13 protein-coding genes are annotated in these 18,142 nt (G+C 66.0%); 9 read left to right on the top strand and 4 right to left on the bottom strand.

All coding sequences use genetic code 11. From position 1 onward, the window contains the following. The first annotated feature begins 41 nt into the window (after positions 1–41). From dsdA to J0O65_RS21250, 3 genes are read left to right on the top strand one after another with little or no spacing between them, the layout of a single operon-like run. Complete coding sequence (gene dsdA, locus J0O65_RS21240) at positions 42–1,373, top strand: D-serine ammonia-lyase (RefSeq protein WP_215409185.1); 1,332 nt, start codon at positions 42–44, stop codon at positions 1,371–1,373. Next, positions 1,373–2,356: a DNA-binding transcriptional regulator DsdC gene (dsdC, locus tag J0O65_RS21245; protein WP_215409186.1), complete on the top strand. Its 984-nt coding sequence runs from the start codon at positions 1,373–1,375 to the stop codon at positions 2,354–2,356. The genes dsdA and dsdC overlap by 1 nt, the downstream gene beginning before the upstream one ends. Continuing rightward, positions 2,338–3,156 carry a ferritin-like domain-containing protein gene (locus J0O65_RS21250; protein ID WP_215409187.1) on the top strand — a complete coding sequence of 273 codons (819 nt, stop codon included), beginning with the start codon at positions 2,338–2,340 and terminating at the stop codon, positions 3,154–3,156. The genes dsdC and J0O65_RS21250 overlap by 19 nt, the downstream gene beginning before the upstream one ends. A gap of 6 nt (positions 3,157–3,162) precedes the next feature. On the opposite strand, the gene J0O65_RS21255 is transcribed toward J0O65_RS21250, so the two are convergent. Continuing rightward, positions 3,163–6,534, bottom strand: coding sequence for a hypothetical protein (locus tag J0O65_RS21255; protein WP_215409188.1), 3,372 nt, complete (start codon positions 6,532–6,534; stop codon positions 3,163–3,165). Positions 6,535–6,799: 265 nt separating this feature from the next. Here J0O65_RS21255 and J0O65_RS21260 point away from each other — a divergent pair, with 265 nt between their 5' ends. Then, on the top strand, positions 6,800–7,030 hold the full coding sequence (locus J0O65_RS21260; RefSeq protein ID WP_215409189.1) for a hypothetical protein: 231 nt from the start codon (positions 6,800–6,802) through the stop codon (positions 7,028–7,030). A 162-nt stretch (positions 7,031–7,192) separates the two neighbouring features. Next, positions 7,193–7,576 carry a YkvA family protein gene (locus J0O65_RS21265; protein WP_215409190.1) on the top strand — a complete coding sequence of 128 codons (384 nt, stop codon included), beginning with the start codon at positions 7,193–7,195 and terminating at the stop codon, positions 7,574–7,576. Here the strand turns inward: J0O65_RS21265 and J0O65_RS21270 are convergent. Beyond that, a complete protein-coding gene (locus tag J0O65_RS21270; protein ID WP_215409191.1) occupies positions 7,573–8,763 on the bottom strand; it encodes a serine hydrolase domain-containing protein in 1,191 nt (396 codons plus the stop codon). The genes J0O65_RS21265 and J0O65_RS21270 overlap by 4 nt on opposite strands. Positions 8,764–8,995: 232 nt before the next feature. Further along, positions 8,996–10,123: a mechanosensitive ion channel family protein gene (locus tag J0O65_RS21275; protein WP_215409192.1), complete on the bottom strand. Its 1,128-nt coding sequence runs from the start codon at positions 10,121–10,123 to the stop codon at positions 8,996–8,998. 238 nt (positions 10,124–10,361) lie between these two features. Between J0O65_RS21275 and J0O65_RS21280 the strand changes: the two genes are divergently transcribed. Genes J0O65_RS21280 through J0O65_RS21290 form a run of 3 tightly spaced genes read left to right on the top strand, consistent with a single transcriptional unit; the run spans position 10,362 to position 15,227 of the window. Beyond that, the gene (locus tag J0O65_RS21280; RefSeq protein WP_215409193.1) at positions 10,362–12,650 is read left to right on the top strand and encodes an alpha,alpha-trehalose-phosphate synthase (UDP-forming); all 2,289 of its coding nucleotides are present in this window, start codon (positions 10,362–10,364) and stop codon (positions 12,648–12,650) included. Next, complete coding sequence (otsB, locus tag J0O65_RS21285) at positions 12,650–13,423, top strand: trehalose-phosphatase (protein WP_215409194.1); 774 nt, start codon at positions 12,650–12,652, stop codon at positions 13,421–13,423. The genes J0O65_RS21280 and otsB overlap by 1 nt, the downstream gene beginning before the upstream one ends. Beyond that, entirely contained in the window at positions 13,413–15,227 is a 1,815-nt protein-coding gene (locus J0O65_RS21290; RefSeq protein ID WP_215409195.1) for a glycoside hydrolase family 15 protein, read from the top strand. Before otsB ends, J0O65_RS21290 begins: the two co-directional genes overlap by 11 nt. Before the next feature lie 186 nt (positions 15,228–15,413). Here J0O65_RS21290 and J0O65_RS21295 read toward each other — a convergent pair whose 3' ends face one another. Continuing rightward, the gene (locus tag J0O65_RS21295; protein ID WP_215409196.1) at positions 15,414–16,346 is read right to left on the bottom strand and encodes a LysR family transcriptional regulator; all 933 of its coding nucleotides are present in this window, start codon (positions 16,344–16,346) and stop codon (positions 15,414–15,416) included. A gap of 115 nt (positions 16,347–16,461) precedes the next feature. On the opposite strand from J0O65_RS21295, the gene mdcA reads away from it, so the two are divergent. Beyond that, positions 16,462–18,138 carry a malonate decarboxylase subunit alpha gene (mdcA, locus tag J0O65_RS21300; RefSeq protein WP_251373884.1) on the top strand — a complete coding sequence of 559 codons (1,677 nt, stop codon included), beginning with the start codon at positions 16,462–16,464 and terminating at the stop codon, positions 18,136–18,138. The last annotated feature ends 4 nt before the right edge of the window (positions 18,139–18,142 follow it).

Raw genomic sequence — 18,142 nt, forward strand, 5'->3', positions numbered from 1 at the left:
GGATGCGGTCTAATCATGGCTTGTTCCTTGACGAGATTGCCATGCTGCCCACTTCCGCCATCGCCGCGCTGCGCGAAAAATTTCCCCTGATTACAGAACTGATGGCCTTGCAGCCCTTGAGCTGGTTCAATCCCCGTATCGCGCCGGCGGCCGAGGCCTTGAGCGACGTGGGCTTGACGGCGGCCGACGTGGCGGACGCCAGCGCGCGCCTGGCGCGCTTCGCGCCGTACCTGGCCAAGGCGTTCCCGGAAACGCAGGCCAGCGGCGGCATCATCGAGTCGCCCGTCGTGCCGCTGCCGGCCATGCAGGCGGCGTTGGGTTTGGCGTCAGGCATGACGAGCGGTCAGCTATGGCTCAAGCAGGATAGCCATTTGCCCATTTCCGGTTCCATCAAGGCGCGCGGCGGCATCTATGAGGTGCTGAAACACGCGGAAACGCTGGCGCTGGACGCCGGTTTGCTGAAGCAGGGCGACGATTACAGCGTGCTGGCCAGCGACGCCGTGCGCGCCTTCTTTGGCCAGCATGCGATCGCCGTCGGTTCCACGGGCAATCTGGGCTTGTCGATCGGCATCATGAGCGCGAAGCTGGGCTTTCGCGCCACCGTGCACATGTCGGCCGACGCACGGCAATGGAAGAAGGACAAGTTGCGCAGCCACGGCGTCACCGTCGTCGAATACGCGACCGACTACAGCGTGGCCGTGGCAGCGGGGCGCAGGCAGGCGGAGAACGACCCGACCTGCCACTTCGTCGACGATGAAAACTCGCACGACCTGTTTCTCGGCTACGCGGTGGCGGGCCAGCGCCTGAAAGCCCAGTTCGCCGCAAGAGGCGTCGCGGTCGATGCGGCCCACCCCCTGTTCGTGTACTTGCCGTGCGGCGTGGGCGGCGGCCCCGGCGGCGTGGCCTTCGGCTTGAAGCTGGCCTTTGGGGATGCCGTCCACTGCGTGTTCGTCGAACCGACCCACTCGCCGTGCATGCTGCTGGGGGTGCACACGGGTTTGCATGACGGCATCAGCGTGCAGGAGATCGGCATCGACAATGTCACGGCCGCCGATGGCCTGGCCGTGGGACGCGCGTCCGGTTTCGTCGGACGCGCCATGCAGCGGCTGATCGACGGCTACGCCACCGTCACGGACGAAGAACTGTACCGCCTGCTGGCGCTGCTTGAGCAAACGCAAGGCTTGCGCCTGGAACCGTCCGCCGTGGCTGGTTTCGCCGGTATTCCTGCCGTGCTGGCCGCGCCGCAGTACCAGGCGATGCTGGAAGGCGCCACGCATCTGGTGTGGGGCACGGGCGGTAGCATGGTGCCGGAGCAAGAAATGACGGCCTACGTGGCCCGTGGCCGCGCCTTGCTGGCGGCCGGAGCCGCCTGATGCCTGCCGGCGTGGCGCTCACAGGTACGCTGACGGCCAGCCAGTTTGCCAACCTGCACACCTTCCTGGTGGCGGCGCGCCACGCCAGCTTCGCGCTGGCCGCGCAGGAACTGGCGCTCACGCCCAGCGCCGTCAGCCACCGCGTCGCCCGCCTGGAAGCGGGCCTGGGCCTGCGCCTGTTCCAGCGCCTGACGCGGCAAGTCAGGCTGACGCCAGACGGCGAACGCATCTTCGCCGCCCTGCAAATCGGCTGGGATGGCTTGCATGCGGCCATCGCCGGCGGCGATGCGCTGGCGGGCGGCATCACCGTGCATGCGCGCCCCTCCATCGCCCAGTGCTGGCTGGTGCCGCGCCTGGCAGGGTTCGCCGCGCGCTATCCGGACGTGTCGATTGATTTGCGTGTCGGCAATGACAACGTGGACTTTCGCGCGGGCCAGGTCGACCTGGCCTTGCACTATGGCGACGGCGGCTTTCCCGGCCTCATAGCGCGCAAGCTGATGGACGAATGGCTGGCGCCCGTCTGCAGCCCGCAGTATGCGCGCGACCACGGCTTGCTGGATATGCCGCACAAGCTGCGTGACGTCACCGTGCTGCACGACACCCTGGCCTGGCCCGCCTGCGCGCCCGACGCCGAGTGGCGCCTGTGGCTGGACGCGCAGGCGCCAGAGGTGAACTTGCCCGCGCGCAGCCTGCGTTTCGACCGCGCCGACCTGTGCGCGCAAGCGGCCATCCACCACGCGGGCGTGGCCATGGGCCGGCGCCGGCTGGTGCAGCCTTGGCTGGACAGCGGCGAACTGCTGCTGCCGTTCGGCGGATTCAACTTGCCCAGTCCGCAGGCGTATTATCTCGTGCATAGCGGGCGCGCCCCGCTGCCGGCAAGAGTGCAGGCCCTGTTCGACTGGCTAGTGGGGCAGGCACTTGATACACTGCGCCCCTCATTGTCCACGCGCACGAAAGAATTCCCATGCAGCCATCTTCCTTGACCCCAACGCCGCCACAGGAATTGCGCGCGACTGCGCTCGCTTGCCTGCTGGAGCCCGACCCGGCGACCAAGGTGGCGATGGTGGCGGCCATGGCCGAAGCCGAAGCAGAACTCGCGCTGGACGCCAGGGCGCCTTTGGCCCCGACCGGCGCCGTGCCGGGCCGTCCCGAGCGCCCGGAACTGGTGCCGCCGCGCCTGGTGGGGCGGCGTTCGATGATCACGCCGGAAGGGCGCGCCATGCTGGTGCACGCGCTCGCGCACATCGAGTTCAACGCGATGAACCTGGCGCTCGACGCCCTGTGGCGCTTCCCGGACTTGCCCTTTGAATACTACACGGACTGGCTGCGCGTGGCGAAGGAAGAGGCCACGCATTTCGCCATGCTGCAGGCGCACCTGCAGGTGCTGGGCCACACGTATGGCGACTTCCCCGGCCACGACAGCCTGTGGGAAATGGTCGACAAGACGCGCGGCGACGTGCTGGCGCGCATGGCGCTGGTGCCGCGCACCTTGGAAGCGCGGGGCCTGGACGCGATTCCGCCGCTGCGCGCCAAGCTGGCGCAGGCGGGCGACCTGGCCGCCGCGGCCATCCTCGACATCATCCTGCGCGATGAAGTGGGGCATGTGGAGATCGGCAACCGCTGGTACGGCTACCTGTGCGATCAGCGGGGCCTGGAATTGCGCGCCACCTATGCCGAGCTGGCGCTGCGCTACGAAGCGCCCACCCTGCGCGGCCCGTTCAACCTGGAAGCGCGGCGACGGGCGGGGTTTTCGGAACTGGAACTGTCCGACCTGCCTTCCTGACGGCGTTTAAGGATGGGCCGTGATGCTGATGTGCCAGTGGCTCAGATGTCCCTGCTCGATGTGCACTTTCACCGGCTTGATCCAGGCGGCCACGCCCGGGATCTTGTCGGCCGGATTGGCCGAAAAACGCCCGTCGACGAGGGCCAGCTTGACGAAAGCGGGGCCGATGTAGATGATGCGCGTGCTGGCCGGCGCCGCTTCCTGGGCCAGCATGGCCCGATTCGCCGCGATCCACGCCCGCAGCAGCGCCAGTTTCGGTTTTTGCGGCGCGTTGGCCGCCACTTCCGCCTGCGCCGCATCGATCAGCTGCTTGATGGCGGCGCCATTGCCCTGGCCGCCCAGCGCATCCGTGTAGCCGCCCGCGCCGTCCGCATAGCGCAAGTCGAGCTGCTGGCCGTCGCTGTGGCCGTTGTGGCCGAGGATGGAGCGGCCCGCCGCCGTCTGCGTCACGTGCTGGCCGCTGATGTCGTCGAAGCGGTAAGCCTTGTCCGCCAGCCAGGCGATGGCCAGGCGCGTGGCCCACGAATCGCCGCCCGCGTCGCGCGTGCCGTAGCGCCGCGCCGCCAGCGCCGTCTCGTTGTTGGCCAGGTACAGGGGAATGTAGGCCGTGTCGCCCTTCAATTCCACCTGCCCCCCATCGGCCGGGTCGGAGCTGGCGTCGGTATTGTCGACGCGCCCCTTCAGGCGCAAGGTGACGACGGCCTTCTTGTCGATGGCGCCGGCAAAGGCGGGCAGCACCAGGCTGGGAAATATGACTTTGCCGGCGCTCTTGGTATTGGTCTGTGACAATAAATTCTCCGTGCTGAAGGCGGGGTTGCCGCCGCCGGCCGAAATGCCGATATGGACTTCCGTGATCGTCGCCGCCGCCGGCGTGTAGTGCACTTCCAGCGGCACGGTGTGGGTGGCCGTCGCCGTTCCTTGCGAGACGGATACATACGGCCCCGGCAGATTGCCCGTCGGCTTGATCGGCTGCAGCACCGGGTGGCCGGCCTTGTTCGGCGAGCTGAACTTCGCCTGCGTCACCTTCAAGCCCTTGCACGCGAGGCCCAGCTCCACCGTCGTCACGGTGGCCAGGAGGTTGTCGCCGATATTCGTGGCGCTGACGTTGCCGCCCAGGCTCAACGCCCCATCCTTGGTCTGCTTGCTGACGTCGACGCATTCCGTCCTGACGATGGTGCCCTGCGTATAGTGCGTCTGGTTGACGGCGCCCGCGGCGGCCAGGCTGGCGCCGGGCAAGCCGGTCACCGCATAGGACCACGTGTCGTTGTAGCGGCTTTGCTGCGTCGTAAACACGGGGTATTCGGCCGTGCTGACGGTGATTTTCACGCCCACGTTGTTCGTGCCCTTGGGCACGGTGAAAATGATGGGCGTGGTGATGGTTTGGCCTTGCTCGGCCGCCGTGGTGACAAAGGTCTTGCTGTTTTCGTCATCCTGCGGCGTGACGTCGGCCGTGCCACGGTGGCGGGCCGGCACCTCGCGCGCGGGCGGCCCGGCGCCATCCTGCGTGACCGCGCCCGCGACATAGGTTTTCCCCCCGGCGCGCTGGCCCAGGCCGGGCCCGTACGGATAGACGATGTCGACGCTGACGGTGCTGCTGCTGTCGAAGACGGCGGCGCTGACGCTGACCACGTTCGGGTGGACCAGGTCATTCAAGGTCAGCTGGCAGGTATCGGGCAGCACGCCGTCGAAGTGGAAGGCGCCCGTGGCGTCGACTACGGCCACCTGGCGCTGGTGGCTGTTGTAGCCGGCCAATAACATCTTCTTGCCGGCCAGGCCCGTAGCGTTGCCGCCTGCCGGCGTGCGCAGCTGTCCCTGCAGCGCGATGCCGGACTTGACGACGAGCAAGGCATAGCTGGCCGTGAATTCGCCGTCCTGCGAGACGAAATTGAGGTTCAGGTCGTAGCTGCCGTTGGGCAAGGATGCCAGCAATTGCCGCATGGCCGTGGCGCCGATGCGGAAGGCGCCGCTGGCCGCGTCGAAGACCCAGTATTGCCTGAGGCTGACGGCCGTGCCGCCCGGCATGGATAGCAGGCCGTCGCTGTCGTCCTGCAGGGACATGGTAGCGGCACCCGGCAGGCGGAACGCGAGGCCGCCCGGCAGCAGGCGGTTGTTCGGCCCCAGTCCCTCAATGGCCAGCACGGGCGCCGTGGCGGGCACGTTGCCGTCGTCGTCCGGCTCCACATGGGTTTCCACGGCCGTGGGCAGTTCCGTCCGGATCAGCACGTTCATCGTGGTGACGCTGTTGCCCTTGCTGAGGGAAAACTGCGCGTGCTGGTCCACGCCCGTGTCGCCGGGCGTGGAAAAGCGCAGGCTGCCGTCCTGCAGCAGCACGTCCGTGACGGCGCCGCTGACCTTGACGCTGTCGGCGCCGTCCGTCAAGCCCAGCCCGGCCAGCGACAGCACCACCACTTGCGCGGGCCGCACGGGATCGAGTTCGATGCTGGCGTTGGCGCTGAAGGTCCACGCCAGGCCCGCGCTCTGGAAGGCGATGCTGCGCTCGATGCGCAGGATGATGGTGTCGTCGGGCGTGACGGTGGCGCCCGCGTCGATGCTGCCGGCCAGCACGTCGCCATCGATGATGGTGCTGCCTTCGGGCGCGCTGGCGAGCACGGCTTGCACATTGCTGGCCGCCACGCCGCCATTGTTGCGGATGTGCACGCGGTAGGTGTAGTCCCAGGCCGTGCGGCTGACGCGCTGCTCGGCCACTTTTTCCAGCAAGGTCACTTCGAAGTCCCCTGCGGCCTGGACGCTGGCGGCTGCGGTGGCCAGCATGACTTTCGGCGTTGGCGGCTGCATGGGGTCGTTCGGCCCGCCGCAGGCGCACAGGCCCAGCGCCAGGCCCGTGGCCAGCGCGGCGCTGGCCAGCCCGCGGCGCCGCAGGCTGGCCAGCGCCAGTATGCCCGCCAGCAGCAGCCAGGGCGTGGAGGGCAGGGCGACGGCGGACGGCTGCGTAAAGCCCGTCTCGAGCGCGACGAAGGAGACGGGGTCGACGATGGAAAAGGCCTGGGGACCGGGGCTGCCCGCGCCCAGGTAATCGAAGGTGAGGGAAAAGCCCGTGGCCGTGGCGCCAGGATGGATGCCGCCGGCCAGCGCCAGCGCGTCGAGGTAGCCGCTGGCGGGAATGGCGGGATCGGGCTGCACCAGCAGCACGTCCCAGCCCGGCGCCGTGGAGACGTTGTGCAGCGTGGCGTACGGGCCCACGCTGAAGAACAAGGTGAATTCGGCGATGGGCACGGCCAGGGTGGTATTGCTGACGGTATAGTCGTAGCGCCACTGCGTGCCGCCCAGCGACGTCGCCGTGTAGCCGATGCTGGTGGCGTGCGCGGCGCCCAGCGCGCACAGCAGCAGCGCCAGCAGCACCCGTTTGATAAAGCTCATGATCGTTCCCCCGTCGACTGGCGTCAAGCGTGCCCGGGCAAGAGGTCAAGCAGGAAGCATTCCCGTACAAATTATGCCGTAAAAACAAGGACTTGACTGATGTGGCCCGGCGCCGGTGTCAAATCTGCCGACACGGGAGTTGATGGACGAGTGCTGTCAGCGCTGTCCTACCCAGCTTGTCGAAACTGTCCGATTGTATGCCTTGGGGAAACACGCGATGATCGTACCCATGCTGCAACAGCCAACCAGTCCGACGGAGTATGCGATGCAAAAGCCAGACCAGTCCATTCACGTGAACAAGCCGTTCCTGCTGATTTGCCTGTTTACCCTGGCGATCCTGTCGGCCACGCTGTTTGCCACGGACGATGCGCCGGCGGGCGATGCCGCGCCGGCACCCGTGGCGCGCGACGCCGGCCACGGCGCCTTGCCCGTCTGCGGCAGCGACGCCCTCACACTGTCGGGCCGGTGCCAACCCCAGCCGGCGCGCCAGGCTTGAGCGCCGGTTTGCCATCCTGTTTCTTGCCATAGATACGATTGCCTGCACAAGCTTGTCCTGGCTTGCGCATCGGAATCGGCCTGGTCGCACGCCGCGCGCCCTGCGCGCCGTTATGCTAAGGTGCGCATTCGTAACGCCGTGCGCGGCAGACAGGAGCAGCAGATGTTTGGCAGAAAAAAGAATCTGGAAGAAGACCACGCCCCCCAGGCCGACAAGCAGTATGAAAAGAAATATACGGATGACAGCTTCTGGGACAAGGTCGTCAAGTTCGCCAAGACGGCGGGACGCGAAGTCATCGAGAAAGCGCTGTGGCTGTACTACGCGGCGCAGCAGCCGCACACCCCGCTGTGGGCCAAGACGGCCATTTATGGCGCGCTCGGCTATTTCATTTCGCCCATCGATGCGATCCCCGACATCACGCCCGTGGTCGGCTATGCGGATGACCTGGCCGTGCTGGCGGCGGCCGTCGCCACGGTCGCCACCTACATCACGGCCGACGTCAAGGAACGGGCCGCCGAGAAACTGCGCGGCTGGTTCGGCGCCTAGGGTTTCTTCGCCGCCGGCGCGCCGCTGCCCCCATGGGCCAGCAGGCGCAACACGACCTCTTTCTGGAATGAACGAAACTCCTTGTCGGCGCTGACGTTGGCGAAGGCCAGCACGGCCGTCTTGCTGGCGCGGTCGACGCAGACGACGGACGCGGCGCCCGGATCGCCGCCGCTGTGCGTGGCCAGCGGCTTGCCGTCCACGTCGCGCAGCAGCCAGACCAGGGCCTGGCGCACGGACGCGTCGGCGGGTACGACGGGGGCCGCTTGCGGGGCGAAAAACAAGTGTAGGGTGGCGTCTTGCAGGTAGCGGTGGCCATCGACCCGGCCGCCATTGCTGAAGATGGACAGGAAGCGGGCGAAGTCATGCGCCGAGCTGCGCAGCAGGCCGGCTGGCCAGTCCGGATAGCCGACGGGCGGCAGCAGCTGCAGGCCCGTTTCCTTGTGCGCATACGGCTGGGCGACGACGGCGCGCCGGGGCAAGCCGCCCAGGCTCCACGCCGTGTTGTCCATGCCCAGCGGTTCGAACAGGTGCTCGTGCGCAAAGGCGTCGAGGCCATCGGGGTTCAAACGGCCCACCAGATAGCCGAGCAGGGCGATGCCGACATTGCTGTAGCGCCATTCCGTGCCGGGCCGGGCGGCAAACGACACATCCGCGTCATACCAGGCGCCGCCGCGCGACAGGTAGCCCTTGACGAAGTCCCGCAGGGGGAGTCGCGGGTCGCCCTGCACGGCGAACGCCGTCGTCTTGTCATACACGGCATCGGAAATGCCCGAGGTGTGGCTGAGCAAATGGCGAAAGGTGATGGGCACGTCGGGAAACTTCGGGTGCATGAGCGGGAAGTCCAGGTAGGCCGCCACCTTGTCGTCGAGCTGGAAGGCGCCTTGTTCCAGCAGCATCATGACGGCCGTCGCCGTGACGAGCTTGCTGACTGAGGCGACATGGAAGACCGTGTTGGCATCGGCCTTCTTGCCGGCCTGGATGTCGGCCCAGCCATAGCCGCGCGCGAACATGGTTTGCTCGCCGCGCACCACGGCCACGCTCATGCCCGGCGTTTCCGTGCGGGCCAGGCCATCGCGCATGAAGCCGTCAAATTCCGTTTCCCACGCCAGCCTGGCCGGATCGGTGGCGCAGCCCGTTTGCAGCAGGGCCAGTGAGACGCCCAGTCCCAGCACGCTTCGTCGTTTCATTGATTCTCTCTTTTGCCATTTTGAATGATCTTAACAATATTTCCGTCTGCCATAGGGGCGATTGACAAATCATTGCTGTGTAGCAATGACAAAGTGGGATCGCCGGTGCTTATTTGCACCAGTTATTTGCGCCAGTAGCGTTCCAGCAGCGGCTTGACCGTCAAGCCGTGCGCGACGATGGAGAGGATGACGATGAGGGTGATGTCGGCCTGCCCGCGCGCCGCAGGTTTTGTCAAGCCTGGTTCTCGGCCTTGTACAGCGGCAGGCTGTCGTTCTGCGCCTGCATGGCGTGCAGCTCGATGGGGTCGTGCGTGGAGCGCAAGCGGGGCAAGCCGTGCGGATAGCGGGACGTGATGAAGGCCAGCATCTGCTCGCGCACGATGCAGCGCAGCTCGAAGGCCAGGCCCGAATCTGCCGCGCTGACGAGGAAGCGCACGCGCACGGCCCGCTCGTTCGAATCCGTCGCCTGCACCGTGCAGACGCGGCCATCCCATTGCACGGCGGACTCGCAGATGCGCGTCAGTTCGGCGCGCAGCGGGTCGAGCGGGATGCTGAAATCGAGCCACAGGAACACCGTGCCCAGCAGGGTGGACGAGCTGTGCGTCCAGTTCTCGAACGGATTTTCGATGAACCATTGCAGCGGCACGATCAGGCGGCGCTCGTCCCACACGCGCACGACCACATACGTGCCCTTGATTTCCTCGACCTTGCCCCATTCGCCATTGACGATCAGCACGTCGTCGATGCGGATGGGTTGCGAAAACGCAATTTGCAACCCGGCAATGAAATTGCCGAGCACGGGACGGGCGGCGATACCGGCCACCAGGCCCGCCACGCCGGCCGAAGCGAGCAGGCTGGCGCCGATCTGGCGCGCGCCGGGCAAGGTCAGCAGCACGAAGGCCAGCCCCAGGATCACCACGATGGCGTGCGCGCTGCGCGTGAGTACGCGGGCCTGCGTAATCAGGCGGCGCGCGCGCAGGTTGTCGGCCACGTCGACCGGGTTGACTTCGGAGATCGTGATGGACAGCGCCTGGATGCATTGCATGGCCAGCCAGGTCAGCGCGATGATCAGCGCCACGCTGGCGACATGCGACATGGCCAGCAAGCCCGGCGTGTCGTCGGGCGCGCCGGCCAGCACCATGCGCAGGCCGAAGACGATCACGCACAGCTGGCTGGCGCGGAAGGCCACGCGCGTGGCGTTGGTGGTGAACGGGCGGCCATTGGCCAGCCTTCTCAGCAAGCCGATGCCGGCCCGGTGCACGCCGATGGCGAGCATGGTGACGAGCAGGGCGGAAACGAGCACGGTCAGCGCCGAGCGCAGCGGGCCTCCCATCAGCGAGTGGAACGTGCTGAGATCCATAGGCGAAAACTCCTTGTTTTTAGTGAAATGGATGTCGGAAGCGGTTATTTTACGGGCAGATGGCGTAACGGGGGCGTGCGTTGCCGAACGGATAAGAGCGGCATCCAGGCGGATACTGGATGAAATTGCTGCGCTGCGCCAGGCCAGGTTGACGTTTCAATACGGAAAGCAAACGGGCGTCGCCGCAGTGGAAACATAGTCATACTTGCCATGCTTTTTGTTTTTGCAAAGGAAAACGATGATAGTACGATCACTGCGAATGTCCTTGCGCTTCATCCTGCCGCTGGCCCTGGTGCTGGGATTGTTTGCTTATATCGTGGTACCCCTGCTCGACAACATCACCCTGCGCTGGTATGTGCGCGATCTCGACAGCCGGGCCGAATTGCTCGCCGGAACCCTGCGGCCCTCGCTCACCGACTACCTGCCCGCGCAGGACGCCACGCGCATCAAAGAGCTGTTCCAGGACGCCACGCGCGATGAAAAACTGATTGCCCTGGGCTTTTGCGACAACGCGGGCCACTTGCTCTATCAATCCGCGCAATTCCCGGCCTCCATCGGCTGCTGGAGCACGCCTCCCACGGGCGGCCTGTACAAATCCCTCGCGCAATTGCCGCAAGGCCAAGTCCACCTCAGCGAAACGCCCGTCATGCAGGATGGCTCCCAGCTGGGCCGCCTGGTGCTGGTGCAGGACATGAGCTTTGTCGAGCGCCGCAACACCGATACCAAGCGCTTCATCTTTGCCTTCCTGGCCGTGCTGGCCGTGCTGATTTCCCTGATGACCGTGTTCGTGGCGCACCTGAGCTGGCGCGGCTGGCTGGCGGCCGTCAAGGATGTCCTGCGCGGTGAATTGCTGCCGAAAAGTCATGGCGCGGTGGCCGCCGCCACGGCGCCCGCCGCCGCGCCCGCGCCGCCGCCGGAAATGCAGCCGCTGATCGGCGACTTGCGCGAATTGCTGCAGGAATACCACCTGGAGCGCCAGGGCGACAATGGCTGGTCGTCCGACTGGACGCCGGACAAGCTGCGCGCCTTGCTGGAAGCGGATTTGCAGGGCGACCAGGTGCTGGTGGTGTCGAACCGCGAGCCGTATATCCACGCGAAAACAGATACCGGCATTACCGTCCAGCGCCCCGCCAGCGGACTGGTGACGGCCGTGGAAGCGGTGATGCGCGCCTGTTCCGGCACGTGGATCGCGCATGGCGCCGGTTCCGCCGACCGCGAGACGGTCGATAAGCTCGACCACGTGCCCGTGCCGCCCGACAATCCCAGCTATACCTTGCGCCGCGTGTGGCTGACGGAAGAGGAAGAGCAGGGCTATTATTATGGCTTCGCCAATGAAGGCATGTGGCCGCTGTGCCATATCGCCCACGTGCGCCCCGTGTTCCGCTCGTCCGACTGGGACCAGTACGTGAAAGTCAACCGCCGCTTCGCCGACGCCGTGATCGCCGAGGCGAAGACGGACAATCCCGTCGTGCTGGTGCAGGATTATCATTTTGCCCTGCTGCCGCGCATGGTGCGCGACGCCTTGCCGAAGGCGACGATCATCACCTTCTGGCACATCCCCTGGCCCAACTCGGAATCGTTCGGCATTTGCCCTTGGCGCGAGGAAATCCTCGACGGCTTGCTGGGCAGCACCATCCTTGGCTTCCACACGCCGTTCCACCGCAAGAATTTCCTTGAAACGGTGGACCGCTACCTGGAAACGCGCATCGAACCGGAAGCGTCGACCATTTCCTACGGCGGCGAGATGACGCAGGTCGAGGATTACCCGATTTCCATCGCCTGGCCCGAAGACGATCCGGCGCAGCCCGACGTGGCCACGTGCCGCGCACAGATCCGCGCCGAGCTGGGCGTGGCGCCCGATCACTTGCTGGGCATCGGCGTGGACCGCCTCGATTACACGAAAGGCATCGTCGAGCGCTTCCAGGCCGTCGAGCGCATGCTGGAACAGCAGCCCGGCATGGTCGGCAATTTCACCTTCGTGCAGATCGCCGCGCCCAGCCGCGCTTCGCTCGATGAATATCAAAGTTTCGACGCGCGCGTGCGCAAGATGGTCGAGCGCATCAACCGCCGCTTCGGCAGCGGAGATTACGTGCCCATCCTGCTGAAGGCCGAGCACCATGGCCAAGACGACTTGCAGCGCTATTTCCGCGCTTCCGAGGTGTGCATGGTGACGAGCTTGCATGACGGCATGAATTTGGTGGCCAAGGAATTCATTGCCGCGCGCGACGACGAGCTGGGCGTGCTGGTGCTGTCGCAATTCACGGGCGCCGCGCGCGAACTGCACGAGGCGCTGATCATCAACCCGTACCACATCGAGCAGGGCGCCGACGCCCTGTACCGCGCCCTCGTGATGCCGCCCGTGGAGCAGCGCGAGCGCATGAAGAGCATGCGGGCCCGTGTGAAACATTTCAATGTGTACCGCTGGGCCGGGCGCATGCTGCTGGACGCGGCCCGTTTGCGCCAGCGCGACAAGGTCATGACCAAGATCGACGCCCACAGCCGCATCAAGCGGCGCAAGGGGATTTGATGACGGACATGCCTGACGATAGCGCGGCCCTGTTGCGGCTGCTGAGTACTGCCGGCACGGCCGTCTTCCTCGACTTCGACGGCACCCTGGTCGACCTGGCCCCCACGCCCGACGGCGTGCGCCTGGAGCCGGGCGTGGTCGAGGCGCTGGCGCTGCTGGCCGAACGCCACGGCGGCGCGCTGGCCCTCATTTCCGGACGCCCCGTGGCACAGATCGACGCCATGCTGGCGCCGTTGACCTTGCCGGTGGCGGGCGTGCATGGCGTGGAGCGGCGCGGCGCCGATGGCACGTTCAGCGTGGCGTCCACGCCCGACGTGGCGCCCGTGCTGGCGCGCGCCCAGGCCCTGGCCGCCGTCCACCCCGGCTTGCTGGTGGAGCGGAAGCGGGGCGCCGTGGCCCTGCATTACCGGTTGGCGCCCGAGCTCGAACAGTTGTGCCTGCAGGAAATGACGGCCGCCGTGCAAGCGTGCCCGGGTGTATTGCTGTTGCATGGCAAAATGGTCCTGGAAGCCAAGCCGGCCGCCACCGACAAGGGCGGCGCCATTGCCGCCTTCATGCAGGAAAGCCCGTTCGCCGGCCGCCGGCCCGTGTTCGCGGGCGACGATACCACCGATGAGGCAGGCTTTGCCTTTGTACAACAAGCAGGCGGGCAGGGCGTGAAAGTGGGCAGAGGCCCCAGCGCCGCCACCCTGCGCCTGGCCAGCCCGGGCGCCTTGCGCGCCGCCTTGCTGGCCGCCTCCGTATCCCCAGAAGGAGCAGACGATGACAACTGATGACATTCCCGGCGGCACGCCCGCGCAAGCATCCCTCAACTGCGGCGTGGTGGGCAATTGCGCCTTCAGCGCCCTGATCGACCAGGCGGGGCAGGTCGTCTGGTCTTGCCTGCCCCGTTTCGACGGCGATCCCGTCTTCAATACATTACTGGACGATACGCAGAACGGCAGCGTGTGGGCCATCGACATCGAAAACTTCGCGCGCAGCGAGCAAGTCTATGAACCGAACACGGCCGTGCTGCGCACGCGGCTGTACGACACCGAAGGGCGCGGCGTGGAAATCACGGATTTCGCGCCCCGTTTCCTCAGCCGCGACCGCATGTTCCGCCCGCTGATGCTGATCCGCCGCGTGCGCCCGCTCGCTCACGCCGTGCGCATCCGGGTGCGCCTGCGGCCCCGCTACGACTGGGGCAAGCTGGCGCCGCGGATCACGCAGGGCAGCCACCACATCCGCTACGTGGGGCCGGAACAGACCTTGCGCCTGAACACCGACGTGTCGCTCAATTATGTGCTGAGCGAAACGTTTTTCATGCTGGGCGGCACGGCCAACTTCCTGCTCGGCCCCGATGAAACCCTGGCCGGCGGCATCGACGACACGGCGCGCATCTTCGAGAAGGAAACCATCAACTACTGGCGCACCTACACGCGCCGCCTGGCCGTGCCGCTGGAATGGCAGGACGTGGTCATCCGCGCCGCCATCACATTAAAACTGTCTTTATATGAGGACACGGGCGCCATCATCGCCGCCATGACCACCAGCATCCCGGAAGCGCCGGGCAGCAGCCGCAACTGGGATTACCGCTATTGCTGGCTGCGCGACGCCTTCTTCGTCGTGCGGGCATTGAACAGCCTGTCCGAAGTGGGCACCATGGAGGAATACCTGCGCTGGCTGACGAATATCGTCGCCCGCTCGAAAGGCGGCCACATCCAGCCCCTGTACGGCATCGGCCTGGAAGAGCAGTTGCCGGAATCCACGCTCGACCATCTGCCCGGCTACCGCGGCAATGGCCCCGTGCGCGTGGGCAACCAGGCGCAGGAACACTTCCAGCACGACGTCTACGGCAATATCGTGCTGGGGGCGGCGCAGGCTTTCCTCGACCACCGCTTGTTCCACCGGGCGGGAAAAGCCGAGTTTGCCGCGCTGGAAGCCGTGGGCGAACAGGCGTTCCGCCTGCATGCGGAACCGGACGCGGGCATGTGGGAGCTGCGCACGCGGGCCAGGGTCCACACCTCGTCCATGCTGATGAGCTGGGCCGCCTGCGACCGCCTGGCGAAAGTCGCGCACAAGCTGGGCTTGCCGGACCGGGCCGACCACTGGAACAGCCGCGCCGTGCTGATACGCGAACGCCTGCTGCGCGAAGCGTGGAGCGAGGAGCGCCAGGCCTTCGCCGAAAGCCTGGGCGGGCGCGACTTGGACGCCTCCGTGCTCTTGATGGCGGAAGTCAACTTCATCGACCCCATGGACCCCCGTTTCATCGCCACCGTCGACGCGCTGGAAGCGTCGCTGTGCGACGGCCCCTACATGCGCCGCTACGAAGCGCCCGACGACTTCGGCAAGCCGGAAACGGCCTTCAACATCTGCACCTTCTGGCGCATCGACGCCCTGGCGCGCATCGGCAGGAAAGACGAAGCGCGCAAGATATTCGAGACCATGCTGCTGGCGCGCAACCACCTGGGCCTGCTTTCGGAAGACACGCACCCGGTGACGGGGGAGATGTGGGGGAATTTCCCGCAGACGTATTCGATGGTGGGTCTCATCAACTGCGCGGTGCGGCTGTCGGCGCCTTGGGATAGTGCTATTTAAGTGCGGGCCTGGATCGTGGGCCTGAGAGGTGCCCATGGCTGCGTTGCTTGGGCTTGCCGTACATTCGTACTGTCTGCGCCCGCGCGCCCGGTCTTATCCATTCCCTGGTCATTTTTCAGGCCCGCTGGGCCCGGGGAGCCCGGGTTGAGGGTTCGGGCCTTGTTTTGCTATGCCATTGTTTAGATATTAAGTCAAAGTCTTGGGTAAAGCAGGCTCCCGGCGCCCATACAACCTGCACTCCGCCGCCAGCGCCAGCAGATTCGGGTCGCGCTCGCGGCTGCTCAGCATCAGCAGGGTGATTTGCTGGTGCGAGCCATAACGCGCTTCCAGCGGCAGCAGTTCAATGCGCGAGCTGAAGGCGCGCACGCGGCCGGGCAGCAGGCTGTAGCCGATGCCGCCGCTCACCAGGTTGATCAGCGAGAAGATGTCGCCCACCCGCATGGCCGTGTCGGGCACAAATCCCGCCAGCTCGAATGCGTGGTTGAAGCTTTGCGAGGTGACGAATCCCTCGTTGAGCGTGACGAATTTGTCGTCGCGCAGCTGCTGCAAGTCCACCGAGGCGGCGCCCGCATACGGCGAGGCCAGCGGCGCGGCCAGGAAGATGTCGTCCTGGAACAGCGGCACGGCCACCAGGCCCGCATGCTGTTCGTCTTCCTGCACGCCGACGATGATGGCGTCCAAACGTCCATCGGCCAGGCTTTGCAGCAGTTCGCGGTTCGAGCCCAGCGTCAGGTCGATGTCGAGACCGGGCCGGCGCAGCTTCAGGGCGATCACCAGTTGCGGGATGCAGTGCAGGGTCAAGGAATACAGCGAGCCGATCTTCAGCCGCACGGGGTTGATGCCCGACATTTCGCGCACCTTGCGCACGCCTTCCTCGCACTCGGCCAGCGCGCGCCGCGCCGATTCGGCAAAGGTGTAGGCCGCATGCAGGGGGATCAGGCTGCGGCCCTCGCGCTTGAACAGGGGACAGCGCAAGCCGTCTTCCAGCGAGTGCAGGGCGCGGTGCACGCTGACCGTGCTCTGGCCCAGCGCATCGGCCACACGGGCCAGGTTGTTCAATTCCATAAAGCTGAGAAAAACTTCCAGCTTTTTCAGGGTGATTTCTTCATTGATGGCCATGGCTAGCCTCTTTTATGGCAGTTCATTAACTATAGGGTAATGAATATGCTAGCAGGTTGATTGTCGCGTTGCTGCCTTTTCACTATCGTTGAAACTCGACAGAAAAAAGGGAGGCATGATGTCAACCGCCACAGCAGCGCCAGCGCAGCGGCAAAAACAATGGGACACGCGGCGCACCGAGAAGCGCCGCCGCCTGGAAGCCGTGCGCCAGTACGCGAACGGGCCCGTGCTGCAACAGGGCGACATGGTCGCCGTCCTCGAAGCCTTGCTTGCGCCGGGCGACCGCGTCGTCCTCGAAGGCAATAACCAGAAGCAGGCCGATTTTCTCGCCCGCATGCTGGCCCAGGTCAACCCGGACAAGATCCATCATCTGCACCTGATCATGCCCAGCGTCAGTCTGCCCGAACACCTGGACTTGTTCGAGCGGGGCATCGCCCGCAAGCTCGATTTTTCGTTTGCCGGCACGCAAAGCCTGCGCATCGCCCAGTTCCTGCAGGATGGCTTGCTGGAAGTGGGCGCCATCCACACCTATATCGAACTGTATGCGCGCCTGTTCGTCGACCTCACGCCCAACGTCGTCATGGTGGCCGGCTACATGGCCGACCGCCAGGGCAATCTGTACACGGGCCCCAGCACCGAGGACACGCCCACCCTGGTGGAATCGGCCGCCTTCCGCGACGGCATCGTCATCGCCCAGGTCAACCAGATCGTCGACGACGTCAGCGACTTGCCGCGCGTCGACGTGCCCGGTTCGTGGATCGATTTCGTCGTGCAGTCCGACAAGCCGTTCTTCATCGAACCCTTGTTTACCCGCGATCCGCGCGTGATCAAGCCCGTGCACGTGCTGATGGCCATGATGGCGATCCGCGGCGTGTATGAAAAACACCAGGTGCAGTCGCTCAATCACGGCATCGGCTTCAATACGGCCGCCATCGAGCTGATTTTGCCCACCTATGGCGAGCAGCTGGGCTTGAAGGGCAAGATTTGCCGCAACTGGGTGCTCAACCCCCATCCGACCCTGATACCGGCCATCGAGACGGGCTGGGTCGAGAGCGTGCACTGCTTCGGCGCGGAGCTGGGCATGGAAGGCTATGCGGCCGCGCGGCCCGACGTGTTCTTCACGGGCCGCGACGGTTCCATGCGCTCGAACCGCGCCCTGTGCCAGCTGGCGGGCCAGTACGCGGTCGACCTGTTCATCGGCGCCACCTTGCAGATGGATGGCCTGGGCAATTCGTCGACCGTCACCAACGGCCGCCTGGCGGGCTTCGGCGGCGCGCCGAACATGGGCCATGACCCGCACGGCCGGCGCCATCCGACGCCGGCCTGGCTGGACCTGATCGAGACGGACGATCCTCTCGCGCGCGGCAAGAAGCTGGTGGTGCAGATGGTCGAGACCTTCCAGGACGGCGGCCAGCCGACCATCGTCGAATCGCTCGACGCGGTGGCCGTGGGCCAGGCCAGCGGCATGCCGCTCGCGCCCGTGATGATCTATGGCGACGACGTCACCCACGTGCTGACGGAGGAGGGTATCGCCTACCTGTACAAGGCCCGTTCGCTGGACGAGCGCAAGGCCATGCTGGCGGCGGTGGCCGGCGTGACGCCCATCGGCCTGCGCCACGACCCGAAGACGACGGCGACATTGCGCGCCGACGGCTTGATCGCGCTGCCCGAGGATATCGGCGTGCAGCGCGGCGCGGCCAGCCGCTCGCTGCTGGCGGCGAAAAGCATCGCCGACCTGGTCGAATGGTCCGACGGCCTGTATCAACCACCCGCCAAATTCAGGAGCTGGTAATGAT

The organism is Janthinobacterium sp. JC611, assembly GCF_018682595.1.
Taxonomy (GTDB): domain Bacteria; phylum Pseudomonadota; class Gammaproteobacteria; order Burkholderiales; family Burkholderiaceae_D; genus Janthinobacterium.